Origin of the sequence: Buchnera aphidicola (Rhopalosiphum padi) (assembly GCF_005080845.1) — a bacterium.
Classification (GTDB): Bacteria; Pseudomonadota; Gammaproteobacteria; order Enterobacterales; family Enterobacteriaceae; genus Buchnera; species Buchnera aphidicola_AO.
Map to the genome: position 1 here is coordinate 296713 of NZ_CP034858.1, position 23406 is coordinate 320118.

The 23406-nt window shown below is 24.5% G+C and carries 21 protein-coding genes; 11 read left to right on the forward strand and 10 right to left on the reverse strand.

What is annotated here, in order from left to right; all coding sequences use genetic code 11:
- The first annotated feature begins 120 nt into the window (after positions 1–120).
- The 3 genes from lipA (at position 121) to ribA (ending at position 2622) form a co-directional block, all read left to right on the forward strand.
- Positions 121–1077, forward strand: a complete 957-nt coding sequence (gene lipA / locus D9V76_RS01390) for a lipoyl synthase (RefSeq protein ID WP_158337092.1) — start codon at positions 121–123, stop codon at positions 1075–1077.
- Positions 1078–1191: 114 nt separating this feature from the next.
- On the forward strand, positions 1192–1902 hold the full coding sequence (gene pyrF, locus D9V76_RS01395; RefSeq protein WP_158337094.1) for an orotidine-5'-phosphate decarboxylase: 711 nt from the start codon (positions 1192–1194) through the stop codon (positions 1900–1902).
- Between the two features lie 129 nt (positions 1903–2031).
- Positions 2032–2622, forward strand: coding sequence for a GTP cyclohydrolase II (gene ribA, locus D9V76_RS01400; protein ID WP_158337096.1), 591 nt, complete (start codon positions 2032–2034; stop codon positions 2620–2622).
- A gap of 243 nt (positions 2623–2865) precedes the next feature.
- Here ribA and cls read toward each other — a convergent pair whose 3' ends face one another.
- The 8 genes from cls to trpD form a co-directional block, all read right to left on the reverse strand.
- Positions 2866–4326, reverse strand: a complete 1461-nt coding sequence (gene cls, locus D9V76_RS01405; protein WP_158337098.1) for a cardiolipin synthase — start codon at positions 4324–4326, stop codon at positions 2866–2868.
- Between the two features lie 308 nt (positions 4327–4634).
- Positions 4635–5042 carry an acyl-CoA thioester hydrolase YciA gene (gene yciA / locus D9V76_RS01410; RefSeq protein WP_158337100.1) on the reverse strand — a complete coding sequence of 136 codons (408 nt, stop codon included), beginning with the start codon at positions 5040–5042 and terminating at the stop codon, positions 4635–4637.
- Positions 5043–5083: 41 nt separating this feature from the next.
- Positions 5084–5617, reverse strand: a complete 534-nt coding sequence (locus D9V76_RS01415; RefSeq protein ID WP_158337102.1) for a septation protein A — start codon at positions 5615–5617, stop codon at positions 5084–5086.
- Between the two features lie 28 nt (positions 5618–5645).
- The gene (locus tag D9V76_RS01420; RefSeq protein ID WP_158337104.1) at positions 5646–6389 is read right to left on the reverse strand and encodes a YciC family protein; all 744 of its coding nucleotides are present in this window, start codon (positions 6387–6389) and stop codon (positions 5646–5648) included.
- Positions 6390–6507: 118 nt separating this feature from the next.
- On the reverse strand, positions 6508–7323 hold the full coding sequence (gene trpA / locus D9V76_RS01425; RefSeq protein ID WP_158337106.1) for a tryptophan synthase subunit alpha: 816 nt from the start codon (positions 7321–7323) through the stop codon (positions 6508–6510).
- Positions 7310–8509, reverse strand: a complete 1200-nt coding sequence (gene trpB / locus D9V76_RS01430) for a tryptophan synthase subunit beta (protein ID WP_158337108.1) — start codon at positions 8507–8509, stop codon at positions 7310–7312. The genes trpA and trpB overlap by 14 nt, the downstream gene beginning before the upstream one ends.
- A 39-nt stretch (positions 8510–8548) precedes the next feature.
- Positions 8549–9904, reverse strand: coding sequence for a bifunctional indole-3-glycerol-phosphate synthase TrpC/phosphoribosylanthranilate isomerase TrpF (gene trpCF / locus D9V76_RS01435; protein WP_158337110.1), 1356 nt, complete (start codon positions 9902–9904; stop codon positions 8549–8551).
- A gap of 1 nt (position 9905) precedes the next feature.
- Complete coding sequence (trpD, locus tag D9V76_RS01440) at positions 9906–10913, reverse strand: anthranilate phosphoribosyltransferase (protein ID WP_158337112.1); 1008 nt, start codon at positions 10911–10913, stop codon at positions 9906–9908.
- Between the two features lie 226 nt (positions 10914–11139).
- On the opposite strand from trpD, the gene D9V76_RS01445 reads away from it, so the two are divergent.
- From D9V76_RS01445 to topA, 4 genes are all read left to right on the forward strand, one after another.
- Complete coding sequence (locus D9V76_RS01445; RefSeq protein WP_158337114.1) at positions 11140–12042, forward strand: DMT family transporter; 903 nt, start codon at positions 11140–11142, stop codon at positions 12040–12042.
- On the forward strand, positions 12039–12791 hold the full coding sequence (locus tag D9V76_RS01450) for a pseudouridine synthase (protein ID WP_158337116.1): 753 nt from the start codon (positions 12039–12041) through the stop codon (positions 12789–12791). The genes D9V76_RS01445 and D9V76_RS01450 overlap by 4 nt, the downstream gene beginning before the upstream one ends.
- 52 nt (positions 12792–12843) lie before the next feature.
- Positions 12844–13860, forward strand: a complete 1017-nt coding sequence (gene sohB / locus D9V76_RS01455; RefSeq protein WP_158337118.1) for a protease SohB — start codon at positions 12844–12846, stop codon at positions 13858–13860.
- 164 nt (positions 13861–14024) lie between these two features.
- Positions 14025–16595 carry a type I DNA topoisomerase gene (gene topA, locus D9V76_RS01460; protein WP_158337120.1) on the forward strand — a complete coding sequence of 857 codons (2571 nt, stop codon included), beginning with the start codon at positions 14025–14027 and terminating at the stop codon, positions 16593–16595.
- Positions 16596–16605: 10 nt separating this feature from the next.
- Here topA and D9V76_RS01465 read toward each other — a convergent pair whose 3' ends face one another.
- Positions 16606–17403 carry an inositol monophosphatase family protein gene (locus D9V76_RS01465; protein ID WP_158337122.1) on the reverse strand — a complete coding sequence of 266 codons (798 nt, stop codon included), beginning with the start codon at positions 17401–17403 and terminating at the stop codon, positions 16606–16608.
- Positions 17404–17549: 146 nt separating this feature from the next.
- On the opposite strand from D9V76_RS01465, the gene rlmN reads away from it, so the two are divergent.
- The 4 genes from rlmN (at position 17550) to glyA (ending at position 22515) form a co-directional block, all read left to right on the forward strand.
- The gene (gene rlmN, locus D9V76_RS01470) at positions 17550–18641 is read left to right on the forward strand and encodes a 23S rRNA (adenine(2503)-C(2))-methyltransferase RlmN (RefSeq protein ID WP_158337124.1); all 1092 of its coding nucleotides are present in this window, start codon (positions 17550–17552) and stop codon (positions 18639–18641) included.
- Between the two features lie 112 nt (positions 18642–18753).
- Positions 18754–19860, forward strand: coding sequence for a flavodoxin-dependent (E)-4-hydroxy-3-methylbut-2-enyl-diphosphate synthase (ispG, locus tag D9V76_RS01475; protein WP_158337126.1), 1107 nt, complete (start codon positions 18754–18756; stop codon positions 19858–19860).
- A 44-nt stretch (positions 19861–19904) separates the two neighbouring features.
- Positions 19905–21182: a histidine--tRNA ligase gene (gene hisS / locus D9V76_RS01480; RefSeq protein ID WP_158337128.1), complete on the forward strand. Its 1278-nt coding sequence runs from the start codon at positions 19905–19907 to the stop codon at positions 21180–21182.
- Positions 21183–21261: 79 nt separating this feature from the next.
- Positions 21262–22515: a serine hydroxymethyltransferase gene (gene glyA / locus D9V76_RS01485; RefSeq protein ID WP_158337130.1), complete on the forward strand. Its 1254-nt coding sequence runs from the start codon at positions 21262–21264 to the stop codon at positions 22513–22515.
- Positions 22516–22603: 88 nt separating this feature from the next.
- Here the strand turns inward: glyA and bioD are convergent, their stop codons facing one another.
- Positions 22604–23308 (reverse strand): dethiobiotin synthase, encoded by a 705-nt coding sequence (gene bioD / locus D9V76_RS01490; RefSeq protein ID WP_158337132.1) that lies wholly within the window; start codon positions 23306–23308, stop codon positions 22604–22606.
- Between the last annotated feature and the right edge of the window lie 98 nt (positions 23309–23406).

Consider the following 23406-nt stretch of genomic DNA (forward strand, 5'->3'; position numbering starts at 1 on the left):
TAATAATTCTTAGAAAGAATTATATTTTTTAATAAAAAATATAAAATTTTTGTTAAATAATTATTTTTAAGTTAATAACTATAATAGAAATTAATATTTCTAATCGAGACAATTCATTTTATGAATAAAAAAAAACATTCTTTATTTAAAATTATAAAAGAAAATAAAATATTAAATATTATTCCTACTAAAAATTTTTCTAAAAAAACAACAAAACTCAGCAAACCTAATTGGATAAAAGTTAAAATACCTGTTGATACATCTCGTATTCGTAAAATAAAAAATGCTTTACGTAAAAATAATTTGTATTCTGTTTGTGAAGAAGCTAATTGTCCAAATTTACCAGAATGCTTTAATCATGGAACTGCAACGTTTATGATTCTTGGATCAAAATGTACTCGTAATTGTCCATTTTGTGCAGTTTCTCATGGTATACCTAACTCTTTAAATGTAGAAGAACCAAACAATTTAGCAAAAACTGTATTTGATATGGGTATTGATTATGTAGTAATTACTTCAGTTGTAAGAGATGATTTATATGATGGAGGCGCTCAACATTTTGTTAATTGCATTAAATCAATTAGAAAAAAGAATCAAGTTAAAATTGAAATATTAGTTCCTGACTTCAGAGGAAGAGTTGAATTAATTTTAAAAATTTTTAATTCAGGATTGCCTGATGTTTTTAATCATAATATAGAAAACGTTCCTCGTCTTTATAAAAAAATACGTCCTGGGGCTAATTATAAAAAATCGTTATTTTTATTAGAGTCCTTCAAGAAAAAATATTTTGAAATTCCTACAAAATCAGGTTTAATGTTAGGATTAGGTGAAAAAGATATAGAAATCATTCAAGTAATGAAAGATCTTTATTCAAGTGGTGTTACATTATTGACAATAGGACAATATCTTCAACCTAGTATTAATCATATTCCAGTACAACGTTATATACCGCTTTCAGAATTTGAAAATATAAAAAAAGAAGCATTATCTATTGGTTTTACTAATGCATTTTGCGGACCTTTTGTTCGTTCATCATACCATGCTAGTTTTCAAACGAATTTATTTGTTAAAAAATAATTAATTTATTAAAAATTTCATTATTGTTTATTTTAAATGTTTTGAATATTATGTAATTAGCATCTTGATATATTGAAAAAATATATAAAAATCATTTTTAATAGAGGTCAAATAGTGTTACATCCCAATCATTATAATGTTCCAAAAATTATCATTGCTTTAGATTTTTGTACTAAGAAAAAAGCTATGAAATTAGTAGATCTTCTTGATCCTTCTGTTTTTTATCTAAAAATTGGTAAAGAAATGTTTACAATTTTAGGATATAAATTTATAAAAGAATTACATAAATTGGGATTTAATATATTTCTTGACTTAAAATTTCATGATATTCCCAATACTGTGTTTAACGCAACAAAAGCAGCTGCAGATTTGGGGGTATGGATGTTAAGTGTTCATGCATCTGGTGGTAAAAACATGCTTCTTTCAGCAAAAAAAGCTTTAAAATCTTTTAACAAAGCTCCTTTATTAATTGCTGTAACTGTATTAACTAGTTTAAAAGAAAAAGATTTAAAAGAAATTGGAATTAAAATATCATTAAAAGATTATATTTTAATATTGTCAAAATTATCTAATGAATGTGGTTTAGATGGAATTGTTTGTCCAGGAAAAGAAGCAAAAAAAATGAAATTATTATATGGAGATAAATGTAAAATTGTCACTCCAGGTATTAGATTTTCAACTGATTCTTCATTTGATCAAAAGCATATTATTACTCCAAAAGAAGCAAAAGAATGTCAAATAGACTATATAGTTATAGGACGTTCTATTACAACTTCAAAGAATCCGATTAAAAAATTAAATTTTATAATAGAATCTATGCAATAATATTTTTAGATTAATAAATGTTTATATAAAATAAATTCTTAAGAATATTTTTTAAGAAATATGTTTCTATATGTAAACTATCAACTAATTTTTTTTTAAATAATTAAGTACAGTAAAATTGGAGAATTTATGCAATTAGTTCAAATAGAAAAAGCTATTTTACCAACCCCTTGGGGAGATTTTTTGATATTTGGTTTCGAAGAAAAAAAGAATGGAAAAAATCATATTGCTCTTGTATATGGAAATATACAAAAAAATATTCCTATTCTTGCTAGAGTACATTCTGAATGTTTAACAGGAGATGCTTTTTTTAGTTTGAGATGTGATTGTGGTATTCAATTAGAAATAGCAATGAGTAAAATTGCTTCAGAAGGAAACGGTATATTAATATATCACCGTCAAGAGGGGAGAAATATTGGTCTTCTTAATAAAATTAAAGCATATTCTTTGCAAGACAAAGGTTTAGATACTGTTGAAGCCAATCAAAAACTTGGTTTTTCTGCAGACGAAAGAGATTTTTCATTATGCGCTGATATTTTTAATATTTTGAATATAAAAAAAATTCGTCTTTTAACAAATAATCCATTCAAAGTTAAAATGCTCATGGCATCTGGAATAGAAATTGTAGAAAGAATTCCTATTATTGTAGAAAAAAATGATAAAAATGCTCGTTATTTAAAAACTAAAGCTGAAAAAATGGGTCATTTACTATTCAAGTAAAATTTTTTAAAAATATATATGTAATTTAATTTTTTAGTTCATGAAATATTGTTATAATAATATATAATTATTACGTATATATTTTTTAAAAATTTTAATTTTCCCGTTAAAAAAATTTTAAATATTTTTTCTTTATTTTAAATATCATTTTAAATATCAGGGGTTTTTTTAATGAACCCCTAAAAATTTTTGAATATCTATTTACTTATAAAAAACGTTTTTTAAAAAATTATTTTTTTAAAATTATAATAATGGACTTAAAAAATAAAAAATTTTTTCTAAAACGCGAGTCCAATATGCACGCATAGACCAAATATTTTTATCTAATAATCGAGAATTAGCAATATATTCTTTTTGTATAGAAGATAAATTATGACTAAATTTACTATCATCAATAACTAAAGTAATTTCAAAATTTAACCATAAGCTTCTCATATCTAAATTAACAGTTCCAATTAAACTAAGTTGTTGATCAATTAATATGCTTTTACTATGTAACAATCCTTTTTTAAATTGATATATTTTTACTCCTGCTTCTAATAATTCACTAAAAAACACTCTACTTGCCCATTTAACTAGAATAGAATCATGGTACAAAGGTATAATGATACTGACTTTTACACCTCTTTGAGCGGCAGTACAAATAGCATGTAATAAATCATCACTAGGTACAAGGTATGGAGTGGTCATAATTAATTCATTTCTTGCTGAATAAATAGCAGTTAATAATGCTTGATGAATTACATTCTTAGGAAACCCTGGACCTGATGCAATCACTTGAACACTAGAGTTTTGATTACATTTTTTTTTTAACATTTCCTTACTTGGTAATTTAGGTAAAATTTTAAAACCTGTTTCAATTTCCCAATCACATGAATAAATAATGCCCATTGTTGTAGCTATAGGACCTTCTATTCTTGTCATTAAATCAATCCATTGACCTATTCCTGAAGATTGTTTAAATAAATATGGATCTACTAGATTCATACTACCAGAATAAGAAATATAATTATCAATTAATATAATTTTTCTGTGTTGTCTTACATCTAAACGTCGTAAAAAAATTCTTATCAAACTAACTTTCAATGCTTCTACAATTTCAATTCCAGATTTTTTCATAACATTAAACCAGGGACTTCTAAAAAATTCTACACTTCCTGCTGAATCTAACATAAGTCTACAATGTACTCCGCGTTTAGCAGAATCTATTAGAGCAACAGCTACATCATCAGCAATCCCCCCTGGTTTCCAAATATAAAACACCATTTCAATATTTTTACGTGCTGAATAAATATCGCGTATTAAAACTTCCATGGTTTTTTTAGTATTAGTTAAAAGAGTTATATTGTTGTTTTTAATTCCAGAAATTCCCTGTCGATGTTTACACAATTGAAATAAAGAAGTAGCTACTTCACTATTTTTTATTTGAAAGATATATTTACAAGATTTAAGTTCATTAAGATATGTATTAGATATAGACCAAATTTTTCTTGCTATTTTCTTTTGTCTTTTTCCTAAATATAACTCGCCAAAGAAAAACCAAATGGCTATTCCTATGAATGGAAGAATATAAATAGTTAAGAGCCAAGACATAGAGGAAGGTATACTACGACGTTTAATTAGAATACGATAGGTAATGTTAGCAATTAGTAACCAGTATATTAACACAACTAGCCATTTTATTAAATCATAGAAAATATCCATTCATTTGAAGGTCCTATTCATACTTTTTCATAAAAGTGTTTTATATTTCATTGAATATTTTTATAATTTTTAAACATGAAATAAAAATTGATAATTTAGCATTTAAAATAAAGAAATATATTTTAAAATTCATGAATTCAACACTTTAAATAAAAAGTAAATATCTTATTGCATAAGATTATGCATGTTATTTGACTTTTAAAGTGTTGAGTCTTATTGTTTAAAATTTTTTATTAAATTATGTTTAAAATTTATTTATATAGTAATGAAAATTATAAAAATATTTTTAATTTTTTAAAATTTTTATTTTAAATAATACTCATAGGTAATAATTCTCGAGGTTTTCCTCTTTTATCAATTGCTACATAAATAAATATAGCTTCTGCAGCACAATAAAATTGACCTAACGGTTTAGAATAAATTTTTTTTATCCACACTTCTAGATTAATGGTAATAGAACTGTTTCCAGTTTTAATACAATGTGCATAACAACTTACAACATCTCCGACTGATACCGGTTTAAAAAAAGTAATGCCGTCTACTTGTACTGTTACTACTCTTCCACCCGCTATTTCCTTGGCTAATATAGCACCACCCATATCCATTTGAGACATAATCCATCCACCAAATATATCACCATTAGCATTGGTATCTGAAGGCATGGTAAGTGTTTTTAAGACTATTGTTCCTTGTGGTGATTTGTTTTTTTTTGGCATTATTAAAATTTTCACTCTATTATATTGAAACAAAATACAATTTATTTTTCTTTTAATATTTTAAAATTTATATAAACACTTGTAATTAAAATTGAAATAAACATTAAAAATGAAAGTCCAAAGACTTTAAAATTTACCCAAGTTTTTTCTGGTAACCAAAACGCTATATAAATGTTTAAAATACTGCAAAATAAAAAAAACAATGCCCAAAAAAAATTGATTTTTTTCCAATAAAAATTGGAAATTTTTATATCTTTTTCTAAAAATATTTGAACTATAGGTTTTTTTTTCCAAAATTGACTAATAAATAATATTATAGAAAAAATCATATAAATTATTGTTATTTTCCATTTAATAAATTGACTATTATGGAAAAATATTGTTAGAGAACCAAAAATAGCAATTGTAATAAAACTAAATAAATTAATTTTATCTGTTTCTTTATAAATGATCCAGTAAAGCAAACAAGTCAAACCTGATGTAAAAATTAAAGATTTTGATGCTGTAAAAATATCATAAAATCTATAAAATATGAAGAAAGTTAGTATAGGTAATAAATTTAGTATTTTTTTCATATTAATAACCTAAAAAATATTTAATTTTTTAAGAACGTAAAAAAAGCATGTAAAAACGAAATAAATATACAATTAAAATTGAAAAAAATATATTCATATTAATATTCAATATTAAAAAAATAAAATTCTTACTTATTATATAATTATTAGAAAATATTGTCGTTAAAATAAATTTAACACACATCCAAAATAGAACACTTGTTCCAATAATATTTAAATGTTTACAGGAAATAGAAAAACTAAGACGTATACAATCTATTAAATTATTTTTTTTAAATGATAAAATAATAGGTGATAAAGCAAGTAAAACTGATAAAAATATACCTGGAAAAATAAAAAACATAAAACCTATTTGAATAATAAAAGTTGTAATAAAATTTAATATAAATAAACTTGGTAAAAATTTACATAAAGAGTAAACTGAAGACTTAATCGATTCTCTTCTATTTTTAGATAAATGTGTAATTAAAGTAATTATACTACCTAATAAAAAAGTTTTACTTATTAAAAATTCAAGTATTTTAAATATTGAATATTTTAATAATTCTTTTTTTTCATATGTACTCATATTATTAATTAAATCAAAGATTGAATGAGAACTTATAAATTTTTTATTTTCTATCATAGAAATAATGTGCATATTAGGTTTAATAAGCATATTTATCAAAATGCTCATAAAAGTAGCTAATGTAGATATAAAAATAATAATTTTTATTTCTTTGGAGACGAAATGATATGTATCATTGCATAATTCGCGTATTGTAACAGACATATGTATATTCCTTATAAACATTGTATAAAATTTAAAGATTATACACATCTATTTTAGATGAATTTTTTTTAAGAAATAATTTATTTATGAAGATAAATAAAATTTAAATTTTTATACATTAAGACTGAACAAATTTAGTAGCTTTTTTTAATTTAACAGCAAAATTTTTTATTTCATCTATCATTTTTTGTTCTTTATTTAAATTTTTTTCAATTATATTTATAATTGCTGAACCACATATTACACCATTGGTACCAGATAAAAGTGATCTTTGAATTTGTATAGCATTTCCAATTCCAAATCCTTGTAAAAGTGGAAGAGAATTATATTTTTTTACTCTGTTTATAAATACATTCGATAATGATATTATTTCCTTTTCTATTCCTGTCACTCCTGAACGAGATAATAAATAAATATATCCTTTTGCATATAAAGAAAGTTTAGATAAAAATATATTATCTGCATCTGGTGGGCATATAAAAATAGAATCAATATCGTATCGATTTGCTATTTTATAAAAATAGCTATATTCTTCTATAGGTACATCTGCTATTAATACAGAATCTATACCAGATTGAAAACATTTATCATAGAAGTTTTTAATACCGTAATTGTATATTAAATTAGCATATAATAAGATACCTATAGGTAAATTTAGATATTTATTACGTATATTTTTAATTACTTCAAAACATTTTAAAAAAGTGTTTTTTTTAGATAATGAACGTAGACTCGCATTTTGAATAGTGGGACCATCTGCTAATGGATCTGAAAAGGGAATTCCTAATTCTAATGCATCTGCCCCACTTTCAATTAGTGTCTCAATGATTTTTAATGACGTTTCTAAAGAAGGGTCTCCTATAACTACAAATGGCACAAAACATCCTTCTTTCAAAAAAGATAAATTTTGAAATGTTTTTTTATAACGACTCATTTTTTTGTTCCTGTTTGTTTAAAATCTCACGAACTGTAAATATATCTTTATCTCCACGTCCAGAAAGATTAACGATAAATACTTGTTCTTTTTTAGGATAAAGATACATTAATTTCAATGCATAAGCTAATGCATGAGAAGATTCTAATGCAGGAATAATACCTTCTTTTTTAGATAGAATCTGAAATGCTTCTAAAGCTTCTATATCAGTAACAGAAACATATTTAGCACGATTAATACTATTTAACCAAGAATGTTCAGGACCAACAGATGGAAAATCTAAACCAGCAGAAACAGACCAAGATTTTTCTATCTGACCTTCTTGACTTTGCATTAAATGCGACTTCATTCCAAAATAAATACCTGTTCTACCATGAGTTAATGGTGCTCCATGTTTTCCTGTTTCTATGCCCTTACCAGCTGGTTCTACACCAATTAAATTTACTTTTTCGTCTATAAAATCAGAAAAAATACCAATTGCATTAGACCCTCCTCCTACACAAGCAATAATTGCATCCGGTAACCTATTTTCTTGTTCTAAAATTTGTTTTTTTGCTTCTTCTCCAATCATTTTTTGAAATTCTTTTACAATTGTTGGGTAAGGATGTGGACCTGCAGCTGTACCAATCATATAATGTGATTTTTGGTAATTTCTAGACCAATCACGTAAGGCTTCATTACATGCATCTTTTAATGTGCCTGAGCCATTTTCTACTGATATAACTTCTGCACCCATTAATTTCATTCGAAAAACATTAGGACTTTGTCTTTTTATATCTTTGTAACCCATATAAATTTTACATTTTAAGTTAAACAATGCACAAGCAATGGCGGCAGCAACACCATGTTGACCAGCACCAGTTTCAGCAATTATTTCTTTTTTTTTCATTTTTACTGCTAGCATTGCTTGTCCTAATACTTGATTGGTTTTATGTGCCCCTCCATGTAATAAGTCTTCTCTTTTAAGATAAATGCGTGTTTTTGTACCTTTAGTTAAATTATTACATAAAGTTAATGGAGTTGGTCTTCCGGCATAGTTTTTTAAAAAATCAAAAAATTTTTTTTGAAAATTTGGATCTTTTTTTGCATCAACAAAATTTTTTTCTAATTGATATAAAGCTGGCATTAATATTTGAGGAACATACATACCTCCAAATTTGCCAAAATAAGGATTAAGTAAAGTCATTTTTAATTGATTTCCAGTTTTTTTTAAAAAAACAATTTATTAAAATATTAGTGTTTTAAAAATTAAATTAATTTTTTTGTGATCTTTAATTCCAGGAGATTTTTCTACTCCTGAATTAAAATCTAATCCTGAACAGTTAAATTGAGATGCAATAAGAAAATTATTTGTATTAATACCTCCTGCTAAAATCACGTTGTCTAAAATAGATCCTTTTAAAATAGACCAATTAAAAGCTCTATTAGTTCCTCCCGAACCAGAATCAAAAATATATTTATCGACATTGTTCAAATTTAACAATGGTAAAGTTGATTGAATAGAAAAAGCTTTCCAAATTCTTATATTTTTACATAGTCTTCTTCTTAGCATATTAATATAGTCTTGATCTTCAGAACCATGCAATTGAACAGCATATAAAGAAAGTTGTTCAGCTATGTCAATAATTGTTTCTATATCTTGATTTTGAAAAACACCTACAAATCTCAAACTATTATCAAAGATAATTTTTTTTGCAATTTTTTTGTTGATTTTACGTAATGAATTTTTTGCAAAAATTAATCCTCCGTAAACTGCTCCACAATTTTCTACAATTTTTGCGTCAATAATGCGAGTTAATCCACATATCTTATTATCGCCTATTATTAAAGATTTTATATCTGTTTCTAGGTTTTTTTTACGCATTAAACTTGAACCTATTAAAAAACCATTAACAATTTTACTTAATTCTTTTATTTGATGATGTGTTTTTATACCGGATTCACTGATAATAATTCTATTTTTAATTAAAGGTGATAAACTTCGTGTTCTATTTAAATCTATTGATAAATCATGTAAATTACGGTTATTTATTCCAATAACAGAAGCATTTAATTTAATAGCTCGCTTTAACTCTTCAAGATTATTAATTTCTGTTAATATTCCCATGTTTAATTCTTTAGCAATTCTAGATAATTCAATATATTGAACATCGTTTAAAACAGATAACATTAATAAAATAGCATCAGCATTGTAATATCTAGCCAAATAAACTTGATATGGATCAATAAAAAAATCTTTACACAAAATTGGTTGATATACACATTTTCGTACTATATTTATATATTCTATATTTCCATTAAAATATTTTTCGTCTGTAAGAACTGAAATAGCTGAAGCGTACTTTTTATAAATATTTGCAATTTCAATTAAATTAAAATTTTTTCTTATTATTCCCAAAGAAGGAGAACTTTTTTTACATTCTAATATAAAAAAAGGTCGTTTTCTTTTTAAAATTTCGTAAAAATTACGTGTTTCTTTATTAATTTTGTCTTTAAATGTAATTAATGGTTGTTTTTTTTTTCTATTTTTAATCCAATCTATTTTATCTTTTATAATTTTATTTAGTATTGTCTCTGGCATATTAATCTTCTTTCGACATATTAGAAACCTGCATTATATGTTTATAGACGTCTCCACTGCGAATTTTCTTTAGTGCTAATTTTGTATTTTCTTTTAAATTTTCGCATCCAAAGTTTTTTAATAATATTGCAACGTTAACTGCAATTAATTCTTCATATAACTTTTCACCCTGACCTTTCATTGTTTTTTTAATAAGATGATAATTTTCTTCTGATGAACATTCCACAGATATTGATTTAGGATATCTTTTTATACCGAAATCTTCTGGTTCTAGTTCATACGAATAAATTTTGTTATTTAATAATTCAGAAACATATGTCGTACCATGCAATGTAACTTCATCTGTATCACTACCATGTAAAACTATACCACGTTGGTATTTTAGTTTTTTTAAAATTTTAGACATAGGATTTATTAAATCTTTTTTATAAACACCAATTACAGTCAACGGAGGACTGGCAGGATTAAGAAATGGTCCTAATAAATTAAAAATAGTTTTAATTTTTAGAATACTACGAGTGTTAGATGCATATTTAAAACTATTATGATATCTAGGGGCGAAAAGAAAACAAATGTTTAATTTATCCAAAATTTTTTTAGAATTTTCTAGAGATCCATTTAAGTTAATTTTAAATTTATTTAAAATATCAGAAGAACCAGATTTGCTTGAAACCCCTTTATTACAATGCTTAATAATTTTAAATCCACATGATGCAGCAACAAAAGCACTTGCAGTTGAAACATTAATAGTATTTTTAATGTCTCCACCTGTTCCAACTATATCAGAAAAAATATAATTGGGTCTAGGAAAGAATTTCATTCTTTCTAAGAAAGCATATATTGCACCTAATATTTCTTCTTCTGATTCACCATTCATTTGCATTGCTGTTAAAATAGATGATAATTGTATTTCATTAATCTCACCTAAGGCAATTGATTTAAAAAGTTGATAACTTTCTTCTTGATTTAAAGATTTTGATTCATAAATCTTGCTAAAGATATTTTGCATTGATTACCTTTTAAGACTTTAATTAAAAACATTAAGATTTTTTTTATTATCTTGGATAATTTTTCACAATAATCTATTGACTAAAATAATTCAAATTAAATTTTAAAAAACTTTATTCTTGAATATTTTGTTATTATTTAGAATAAAAATTATAAAAAATAAAGCATAACTGTTATTAGTTTAATATGTTATATAGTAAACATTTTTATTATCTTGGAATTTTGAAATGAATAAAATTATAGTAATAACATTATTCTGTTTAGTATCAATTACTTGGGGAACCACTTGGATAGCAATGAAAATTGCAGTAGAAACAATTCCACCCTTTTTTGCCACTGGAATACGTTTTTTAGCAGCTTCTCCTTTATTAATTATACTTTCTTATTTAACAAAAACACCTCTTTTGTTTCCATATGGTCAAAGACGTTTTCAGATTTTTATTTCTATTTTTTATTTTTCAATACCTTTTACATTAATGTTGTACGGTAGTAGTTGTGTAAATTCTTCTATTTCTTCTATTATCTTTGCTAATATGCCTGTTTTAGTATTACTAATTTCACATGTTTATTTAAAAAAAAAAATAAATTTTATTCAAAAAATAGGTATAGTAACCTCTTTAATTACATTGTTTTTTGTATTACTAATAGATCTTAAATCAGAATACTTTTTTCAATGGAAAGGAATTTTAGCTTTACTTTTAGCATTGTTAAGTCATGCTGTAATTTATGTTGAATGCCAAAAAAAATCTTGTAATGTATCTGTTATTACATTTAATGCATTACCATCTTTAATATCTGGAATATTTTTGTCTACTATATCTTGGTTTATCGAAACTCCTCATATTAATTTTTTTTCTACTAGATCTATTTTAGCTATTTTTTATCTTGGTAATTTTTGTGGAATTTGTGGTATTTTATCTTATTTTTATTTGCAAAAAAGAGTAAGTTCGTTCTATGCTTCTATTGTTTTTTTAATTTTTCCATTAATTGCAGGTTTTTTAGAAATGTATATTTATAAGAAAACAATTTTATTGTATAAATTATGGTTTATTTTTCCATCAGGATTAGGAATATTATTAACTTTAATTCCTATTAACTTCTTTAAGAATGTTATAAGGTTTTCAAAATGACTGAAAAAATACAAAAAATATTATCTAATTTAGGATATGGTTCACGTCGTTTTATTGAACATATGATTAAATGCGGTAATATAACTATTAACGGGAAAAAAGCTGTAATTGGTGAATATTTAAATAAAAAAAATCCTGGTGAAATTTTAATTAATAAAAAAAAAATAGTTGTACAAAGAAAAAAAAATGAATCTAAAGTTTTAATTTATAATAAACCTATCGGAGAAATTTGTACTAGAAGTGACATTCAAAAAAGATTAACTGTATTTGATAAACTTCCTAAGTTGAATTTAAATCGATGGGTTAGTATAGGAAGATTAGATATTAATACTAAAGGGTTGTTATTATTCACTAATGATGGCGTTTTAGCAAATAAACTTATGCATCCACGTAATCAGATTGAACGAGAATATAAAATTCGAATTTTTGGAGAAATCAATGAAAATAAAATAAATACTTTAAAAAAAGGAGTTAAAATTATACATGGTAATGCTTCTTTTAAAGAAATAGTACCTTTATACGATAAAAAAGAAGGAAAAAATAAATGGTTTAAGGGGATCTTATGTGAAGGTAAAAATCGTGAAATTAGATTAATGTTAAAATCAATTAAATGTCAAGTTAGTCAATTAATTAGAGTACGATACGGTAATATTATTTTACCAAAAAATTTAAAAGAAGGTCAATGGATGATGTTAAATTTAACACTATTGAATAATTTATATAATCTAATTAATGTTGAAAAAAAATAAAATTTTGCACGTTAGAAACTATTTAAATTTATTTTTTAAAAAGGTTAATTTTGTGAATTTACTGTTAAGTTATGAGTTGTTTTTAGCAAAAACAATTACTTTTTTATTTATTATTTTTTTAATACCATTAACTTACAACATAATAAAAAGAAAAAGAAAAGATAAAAAAAAATTTAAAATAATTTTATTAGAAAAAAAATATAAAAGTATAAAAAAAACTATTTTATTATCTAAGATGAATAGATTTGAAAGAAAAAATTGGATCAAAGAAGAGAAAAAAAAAGATAAAGAATCTGAAAAAAAAAATAAAAATAAAATTTTGATTTCAAGAAAAAAAACACTTTTTATATTAGATTTTAAAGGTGGAATTCATGCAAACGAAGTTATTGGATTAAGAGAAGAAATATCTGCAATACTTTTAGTTGCGAATCAAGATGATGAAGTTCTATTACGATTAGAAAGTGCAGGTGGTGTTATTCATGGATATGGTTTAGCAGCAGCTCAATTAGAAAGATTACGTCAAAACAAAATACGTTTAATTGTATGTATCGATAAAATTGCTGCTAGTGGTGGTTATATGATGGCTTGTGTTGCAGATTATATTATTTCAGCACCATTTGCTATAATAGGTTCAATTGGTGTGGTAGGTCAATTGCCTAATTTTAATAAATTATTAAAAAAGCATGACATTGATATTGAATTACATACTGCTGGAGATTACAAACGCACATTAACGATGTTTGGTAAAAATACAGACTTAACACGCAAAAAATTTTGTGAAGAACTAAATATAACACATGGAATTTTTAAAAAATTTATAAAGAAAATGAGACCATCTTTAGATATTGAAAATGTATCCAATGGAGAACATTGGTTTGGAACAATAGCTTTTAAAAAAAAATTAGTTGATGAAATTAACACAAGTGATAGTATTTTAATGTCTAAAATGAAAGAAGAATATACTTTATTAAATATTCAATATATTTATAATAACAAAAAATTAGAAAATTTTACATCTCTTATTATTGAAAATATTAAAAGTATTATGATTAAAATATTTTCTTTTTAAAAACTATCTTTAAACGTTAATTAACTATTTTGTTAAAAAAACATCTTCTTTAAATTACAATATATATTGTAAAAATTAAAAGTACATGTAAATTTTTTAATCTATTTTGAATTAATCCTGGTATTGTCTTAAAAAAGAAATTTTAATGTCATCGGACGAAAATTATGTGTAAATCTTTAGTTATTGTTGAATCTCCAATTAAAGCAAAAACTATAAGTAAATATTTAGGTAATAAATATATAGTAAAATCTAGTGTAGGACATGTACGAGATTTAATAAGTAATAAATCTAAAAATAAAACAAATCTTAAAAGATCTAACTTAGGATGTAATGAAAAAGAAACTTTAGTACAACAAATGGGAATTAATCCATATAAAAATTGGAAAGCAGAATATCATATTTTACCTGGTAAGGAAAAAATTATTTCTGAATTAAAAGATATTGCAAATACAGTTCACTATATATATCTTGCTACGGATTTAGATAGAGAAGGTGAGGCGATAGCATGGCATTTAAAAGAAGTAATTGGAGGAAATTCTTCTAAATTTCGACGTGTTGTTTTTAATGAAATAACTAAAAAATCAATTGAAAAAGCTTTTAAGAATATTGGTAAAATTAATATGAATCGAGTGTATGCACAACAAGCTCGTCGATTCATGGACAGAATTGTAGGATATATGATTTCACCTTTATTATGGAAAAAAATATCAAGAGGGTTATCTGCAGGTCGTGTTCAATCTGTAGCTGTTAGGCTTATAGCAGAACGAGAATATGAAATTAAAAATTTTATAGAAGATGAATACTGGAAAATAAATCTTTCTCTTTTATCTAGAGAAAATAAAAAAATAATTATGGACGTAACACATTATAAAAATAAAACATTTTTATTAAAAAATAAAAAAGAAGTAAATTCTACAATCGAAAGAATTAAAAATCTATCTTTTTTTGTTACTGATCGAAGAGATAAAATTTTAAAAAAAAAACCACCAGCTCCATTGATTACCTCTACTTTACAACAGGCTTCTAATCTTGATTTAGGATTTAGTGTAAAAAAAACAATGTTTTTAGCACAAAAGTTATACGAGCAAGGATATATAACTTATATAAGAACTGATTCTTGTTTTTTAAGTGATTATGCTATTAAAAAAGTTAGAATATATATAGAAAATAGATATGGAAGTGATTATTTACCTGAAAATCCAAATATATATTCAAATCAGAAATATTCTCAAGAAGCTCATGAAGCTATTCGACCATCAGATGTACAAATTACTAATATCAATAATTGTGATGTAGATGCTATAAAATTATATAAATTAATTTGGAATTATTTTGTTGCTTCTCAGATGAAATCTGAAAAATACAAATCTATTAAAACAACAGTCATGGCTGATGCATTTAAATTGCAATCAAATACAAAAATAATTCTTTTTTCAGGTTGGACTAAAGCTTTAAAAAAATCAAAAAATATTAATTTTGAATTTCCTATATTAGATATAGGAAGTGTTTTGCTTTTAGATGAAGTTTTACCTAATCAAATCTTTACCAAGCCCCCACCAAGGTTTAGTGAGTCATCTTTAGTACGCGAATTAGAAAAAAGAGGTATTGGAAGACCTTCTACTTACGCTGCTATAATAACAAAAATAAAAGAAAAAGGGTATTTAAAAGTTAAAAAAAATAAATTTTATGCTACAAAAATAGGGGAAATTCTTATAACTCGATTGAAAAAAAATTTTTCAGATTTAGTTGATTATCATTTTACAGCTCGTATGGAAAAAAGCCTTGATCAAATTTCTGAAAAACTAATTAATTGGAAAAATTTATTAAATTCTTTTTTCGATAATTTTTCCCAACAGTTGGAAAGAGCAAAAAAAGATCCTGAAGAAGGCGGTATGGAACTGAATATTACTATTCCAACTGAAATTACTTGTTCTATATGTAATAAAAATATGGGTATTAAAACAGCTATCACTGGTGTTTTTTTAAGTTGTTTAGGATATAATTCCGAACCTCATGAAAAACGTTGTAAAAATACAATAAATTTAATTTCATTAAATGATTTAAGTAAAACAAAAGAAGAAGAAAAAAAAGAAAAAAGTTTAAATTCAAAAACAAGATGTAAAATATGCAATATGGTAATGGATGCTTATTTAATTAATGAAAATTTTAAAATTTATATTTGTATAAATAACCCCAGTTGTAGTGGTTATAATCTTAAGAAAGGTGAATTTGAAAAAAACTTAAATCACTCATTCAAAAAAATAAGATGTGATAAATGTAAAAATGACATGTTATTTAAAACTGGTAGATTTGGAAAGTTTTTTATGTGTATTAATAATGAATGTAAAAATACAAGGAAAATTTTACCTAATGGTGAAATATCAGAACCAAAGTTAGAACCTATTCCATTCCCTGATATATTATGTAAACAATCTGATACATGGTTTGTTTTACGAGAGGGAATCTCTGGTATTTTTTTTGCTGCAAATAATTTCCCTAAATCACGCGAAACAAGATCGCCTTTTGTCGAAGAACTTGCTAAATTCAAACATTTATTACCAAAAAAATTACACTATTTAGCTAGTGGACCTCAAAAAGATAACAAAGGAAATAAAACTATAGTTTGTTTTAATAAATTAGATAAAAAGCAATACATTGCTTCTAAAAAAGAAGGAAAATTTACAGGTTGGTCGGCCTTTTTTATTGATAAAAAATGGTGTGTTTTTAATAAATAAAATAATTTAATTAATTTTTAAAGGAGTAATATTGACGTATTTTTTCAGTAATCAATCTAATAAATTTCGGACTACTAGTTAAATTTGAAGTATGATCATTACGATCATTACTATTTTCAGTAAAATTACTAGTTAAGCAACCTGCTTCTCTTGCTTGTAATTTTCCTGCTATAAGATTAATGGGTTTTGGATTAAAATCAAATAAACAATCTATTCTACCAGAAGCTACATAAGCTAAATCTAGTACAGTAGAACCAGTACATCTAAGGGAAATTCCACATGAAAGTAATTTCTTGTATATGTCCAAATAAGATAAAGATTGTTCATAGTTTTTAAGAGGTAAATTGACGGCTACCGTAGTATAGTTTAGGCTATTAATGTTAGTACATCGAATACGATAACCATTTAACTGTGAACCTTGACCCTTCACAGCTGTAAATAAGTCATTTCTTATAGGATCATATATCACTGATATTTCTGTGTTATTTTTTATAACAACAGCAATAGATATACAAAAATGTGGAAAATTTTTAATAAAATTATTTTTTCCGTCTAATTCATTAATAATCCATAAGGTGTTGTTTTCATTTTTTATAAAATCAGTATTTTTATTCAAAATAACATGATTTGGATAAGATTTATAAATTACTTCATTAATTATTCTGTATGTTTTATACATTATATTTTTAATAAATATTTTCTTTTTATCTATATCTTCTTTAATAAATTTTTGAGTATCATAATTTTGAACAATAATGTTGCCTCCTCTTCGAATTGCACGAATAGCAATATTTAACATTGGATGCATTATATTCTCCTAAATTTTAAAAAAGATAAAGTTTTATCAAAAAAATATATTGTTTTTTATATTATCATAATTTATATATTTTTAATATTTTTAATTAAATTAATTATCTATAAAATGTTTGTGAACTAATTACTTAAGGCTATTAGATGCATAAGGGTATTAATATACAAAATATTTCTGATTATAAGATCAATTTACTGGATTTAAACCGTAAAGAAATAGAACTTTTTCTTGTCTCTCTTGGGGCAAAAAAATTTGTTACAGAGCAACTTATGAAATGGATTTATAATTATAATTGCAGTAATTTTGATTTAATGTCAAATCTTAAAAAAGATATGAGAAAAAAATTAAGTGAAAAATCCTATATATTTGCGTCAAATTTTATAGAAGAAAAAGTGTCTTATGACGGTACCATAAAATGGATTACATCTATTGATAAACAAAAAATAGAAACTATTTATATCCCCGAAAAAAAACGTGCCACTCTTTGTGTTTCTTCACAAATTGGTTGTTCTTTAAAATGCAAGTTTTGTGCTACTGGACAACAAGGTTTTAACAGAAATTTAAAAGTTTCTGAGATTATTTCTCAAATTTGGCAAGCAAATAAAAAGTTAAAAGAAAAAAAAAATAACAGTATAATTACTAATATAGTTTTTATGGGAATGGGAGAACCTTTATTAAATTTAAACAATGTTATTTCTGCAATAAAAATTATTTTAGATAAAAATGGATTTGGATTATCAAAACGTCGTATTACTCTTTCTACTTCAGGAATTGTTCCTGCCCTAGACAAATTAAGTAAAAAGATTGATGTTAGTTTAGCCATATCTTTACATGCACCAAATGATTTTATTAGAAATTCAATTATGCCAATAAATAAAAAATATAATATAAAAGCTTTTTTGTATTCTGTTTCTCAATATTTAAAAGGTTCTCACGCAAACAGAGGTGGTGTTACTGTAGAATATGTAATGCTGAGTGGTATTAATGATTCAAATGAAAATGCTGAAGAATTAGCAAATATTTTAAAAAAAATACCTAGTAAAATAAACCTTATTCCTTGGAATTTTTTTAAAAATGCAAATTTTGCGTGTAGCAGTAATAATAGAATTAATATTTTTGCAAATATTTTAAGAAAAAAAGGTTTTAACACAACGATTAGAAAAAATAGAGGTCAAGATATTAACGCTGCGTGTGGTCAATTAACTGGAGAGATAATTAATCGTATTAAAAATTAATTATAAATTTTTCAAGAGTATTGATATTTAAATATTTTTAATATTTTATCTGAAATATACTAGAAATACTCTCTTAATTTATAAAAATTATATTAAATGTATATAAAAAAATATGAATAAATATAAAAATATTAAAAGAAGAAAATCTAATCGTATTTATGTTGGTGATGTTCCTATTGGGAATGGAGCACCTATTTCTGTACAGTCAATGACTAATACTCAAACTACAAATATAGAAGAAACAATAAAACAAATTATAAAATTAAAAAAAGTAGGAGTTGATATTGTTCGAATTTCTATTCCTACCTTAGAAGCTGCTGAATCATTTAAAATAATTAAAGCAAATGTAGAGGTTCCGTTAATTGCAGACATACATTTTGATTATAGATTAGCTATTAAATCAATAAAATATGGAGCTGATTGTTTAAGAATCAATCCAGGCAATATCGGTAATAAAAGAAGAATATCAGAGATAGTTGATTGTGCAAAAGATAAAAATATACCTATTAGAATTGGTGTTAATGCAGGTTCATTAGAAAATGATATATTAAAAAAATATAAATCACCTATTCCTGAAGCTTTAGTAGAATCAGCCATCAGGCATATTGAATATTTAGATGCTTTAAACTTTAATCAATTTAAAGTTAGTATAAAAACATCAGATGTTTTTTCAGGAGTGAAAGCAAATAAAATTTTAGCAAAAAAAATTACACAACCAATACATATTGGAATAACAGAATCAGGAGCTTTGCGCAATGGAATAGTTAAATCTTCTATTGGAATTGCTTCTATGTTATTAGCTGGTATTGGTGATACTTTAAGAATTTCACTTGCTGCAGATCCAGTGGAAGAAGTAAAAGTAGGATATGATATTCTCAAAACGTTAGGAATTAGATTTAGAGGTGTTAATTTTATTGCATGCCCAACTTGTTCTAGACAAGAATTTGATGTAATTAATGTAGTCAATCAATTAGAAAAAAATTTAGAAGATCTTTCCACTCCTATGGATGTTTCTATTATTGGTTGTATTGTTAATGGAATCGGAGAAGCTAAAGTATCTACATTAGGAATTGTTGGAGGATCTAAAAAAAGTGCGTTATATAAAGACGGTATACGTCAAAAAAATAAATTAAAAAACGAAGAAATTGTTAAAGAACTTGAGATTCAAATTCGTAAAAAAGCAAAATTTTTAGACAAATTAAAAAAAAATAACATTTAACTATTATCAAAAAATATACTTAAGAAACATAATAAGAGAAAATAGTGAACAAAAAAATTAATTCAGTAAGAGGAATGCATGATTATCTTCCTGAAGAACTAAAAATTTGGAAAAAAGTAGAAAATATTATAAAACAAATATTAACTAGTTATTGTTATGAAGAAATTAGATTACCTATATTAGAAAAAACTAAAATTTTTCAAAGAGCTATTGGCAATGTAACTGATGTAGTTGAAAAAGAAATGTATTCTTTTAAAGATAGAAAGGGAAATAGTTTAACTTTACGTCCTGAAGGAACAGTAGGTTGTGTACGTGCTATGATAGAAAATAATTTATTTTTTAAAAAGAAACAAAGATTTTGGTATTTAGGTCCTATGTTTAGATATGAAAGACCACAAAAAGGTCGATATCGGCAATTTTATCAGTTAGGAGTTGAAGTTTTTGGGTTGAATACAGCCGATATTGACTTAGAAATTATTTTATTAATAAGTCGTTTATGGAAATGTTTAGGTGTTGATCCTTATGTAAAATTAGAAATTAATTCCATTGGTTCAAAATTAGATCGTATTAAATATCAGAAAGAATTAGTTTTTTTTCTTGAAAAACACAAAAATTTTTTAGATGAAGATTCTAAAAAACGCTTATATACCAATCCGTTCAGAATTTTAGATTCTAAAAATACTGTTTTACAGAAAATTTTAAAAAAAGCTCCACTATTAAAAAATTATATTAATTCTTCTTCAATTAATCACTTTAATATTTTATGTAATATGATGAATTCACACGAAATAAAATATATACATAACCATAATTTAGTACGAGGATTAGATTATTATAATAGTACTGTATTTGAATGGAAAACAGATCAAATAGGATCACAAAATACTATTTGTGCCGGAGGAAGATATGATTCTTTAGTTCAAGAATTAGGTGGAAATAAAACATCTGCAATAGGATTTGCAATAGGTATTGAACGTTTAGTTTTGTTAATACGATCTTTAAACATTCTTTCTTGTAAAGAAGAAGAAATTAATATTTATATTATATTTATAGGAGAATCAAATAAAGTTTATGCAATAAGGTTATCAGAAGAAATCAGAAATATATATCCTAAATTAAAAATATTTGTAGATTTTTTAACTTGTAGTCTTTCAAAAAAAATAAAAAACGCTGTAGCTTCTTCAGCTCATATAGCAATTTTAATAGGTACAAATGAAATAAAGAAAAATTGTTTTTTATTGAAAGATTTAAAAAAAGGAAAAGAATATTTTTTTTCAAAAAGTGAACTAATACTAAAAATTAAAAAATTTTTTAATAAATAAAATACTTAAAAAAATTATCTATATAAAATTTAATTATATATGTTTAATTTTCATCTTATTTTAAAAATATAGGAAAAAAATGTTTAATAAAAAAATAGAATTTTCAAAATATGATCCAGAATTATGGAAAGCTATTAATCAAGAAAGAAAAAGACAAGAAAATCATATAGAATTAATTGCATCAGAAAACTATACTAGTAATTATGTCATGTATGCACAAGGTTCACAATTAACGAACAAATATGCAGAAGGTTATCCTGAAAAACGTTACTATGGTGGTTGTGAATACGTAGATATTGTAGAAAAATTAGCAATTAATCGAGCAAAAAAGCTTTTCAACGCTGATTATGCTAATGTGCAACCGCATTCAGGATCTCAAGCTAATTTTGCTGTTTATACCGCATTGCTAAATCCTGGTGATACAATATTAGGAATGAAATTATCTCATGGAGGTCATTTAACACATGGTTCTTCTGTAAATTTTTCAGGGAAAATATATAATGTCATTGGATATGGCGTAGATAAAAATGGAGAAATTGACTATCAAGAAATGTTGAAATTAGCAAAAAAATATAAACCTAAGATGATTATTGGTGGTTTTTCAGCATATTCCGGAGTTTGTAATTGGTCAAAAATGCGCAATATTGCTGATGAAATTAATGCTTATTTTGTTGTTGATATTGCTCATATTGCTGGATTAATAGCTGCAAATCTTTATCCTAATCCTATAGATTATGCGCACGTGGTAACAAGTACAACACATAAAACATTAGCAGGTCCTCGAGGTGGTTTGATTCTGGCTAAAAATGGAACTGATGAATTCTATAAAAAAATAAATTTATCTGTTTTTCCAGGTGCACAAGGTGGACCACTTATGCATGTTATTGCCGCGAAAGCTATTGCTTTTAAAGAAGCTTTAGAACCTAGTTTTAAAATATATCAAAAACAGGTAATTAAAAATGCCAAAATTATGGTTCAATCTTTTTTAAAAAAAGATTATCAGATTGTATCTGGAAATACATCTAATCATTTATTTTTAGTAGATTTAACAAATAAAGAAATAACAGGACAAGAAGCTGATATTGCTTTAGGAAAATGCAACATCACTGTTAATAAAAACACTGTTCCGAATGATTTAAGAAGTCCTTTTATTACTTCTGGAATTCGTATTGGAACACCTGCTGTCACAAAAAGAGGTTTTAAAGAAAACGAAATATTACAAGTATCAGATTGGATAATTCATATTTTAAATAATATTAAAAACAAAAATAGCTTTATTAATATAAAAAATGAAGTACTAGAACTTTGTTCAAAGTATCCTGTTTATATTTAAATCAAAATATACTTAGTGTATCCATCTTTGTTAAAGATAATATTAATTATTATAATAATAAATTTTTGAAAAGATTTATTTTTATATTTTATTCAGGAACTAGAATTTTTATTTTTTTTATATTAATTGTATGTTTATTTTTTAAATAAGGAATTGTTCCTAGTAATGGTGATTTAATATAACTTAACAAAGTTTGGATATAATACGAAGTATATTTATTTTTTGGAGCTATATTATTAGCAATCCATCCTAAACATGTTAAGTTTTCTGAAAGAATTGCTTTTTCAGTTAAAATAGCATGATTAATACATCCTAATTTTATTCCTACAACAAAAATAATTTCTAATTTTTCCTCCTTAACCCAATCCGAAAAAGTATTTTTTTCAGATAAAGGTGTATACCACCCACCAGCCCCCTCTATTAAAATCCAATTAGATTTTTGAGAAATATGCTGTAAACCTAAAGATAAATCTTTTTTTCTTATAACTTTTTTTTGAATTAAACTAAGTATATGAGGCGGTATGTTTCCAGAAAAGGAAATTGGATTTACTTCTTTATAATCTAATAAAACAGAACTATTTTCTTTTAAAATTATAGCATCTTGATTTATAAATTTATGTCTGTTTTTGTTTATTCTAGAAGATATAATCTTACGTTTTTTTGTTCCAGAAGATATAGGTTTATATCCTGCAGTTTTATATCCTAATTCGTTTGCTTTTTTTAATAAAATACTGCTTACAGTTGTTTTTCCTATACCTGTATCGGTACCAGTAATAAATATTTTTTTTATCATAATTTTTTTTCTTTCATAATTAAGAATTATATGTAATTTTTATTATTTAATAAAAATAAGTTTTTTAAATTTATAAAATTTCAAGTTGGGTAACTCAA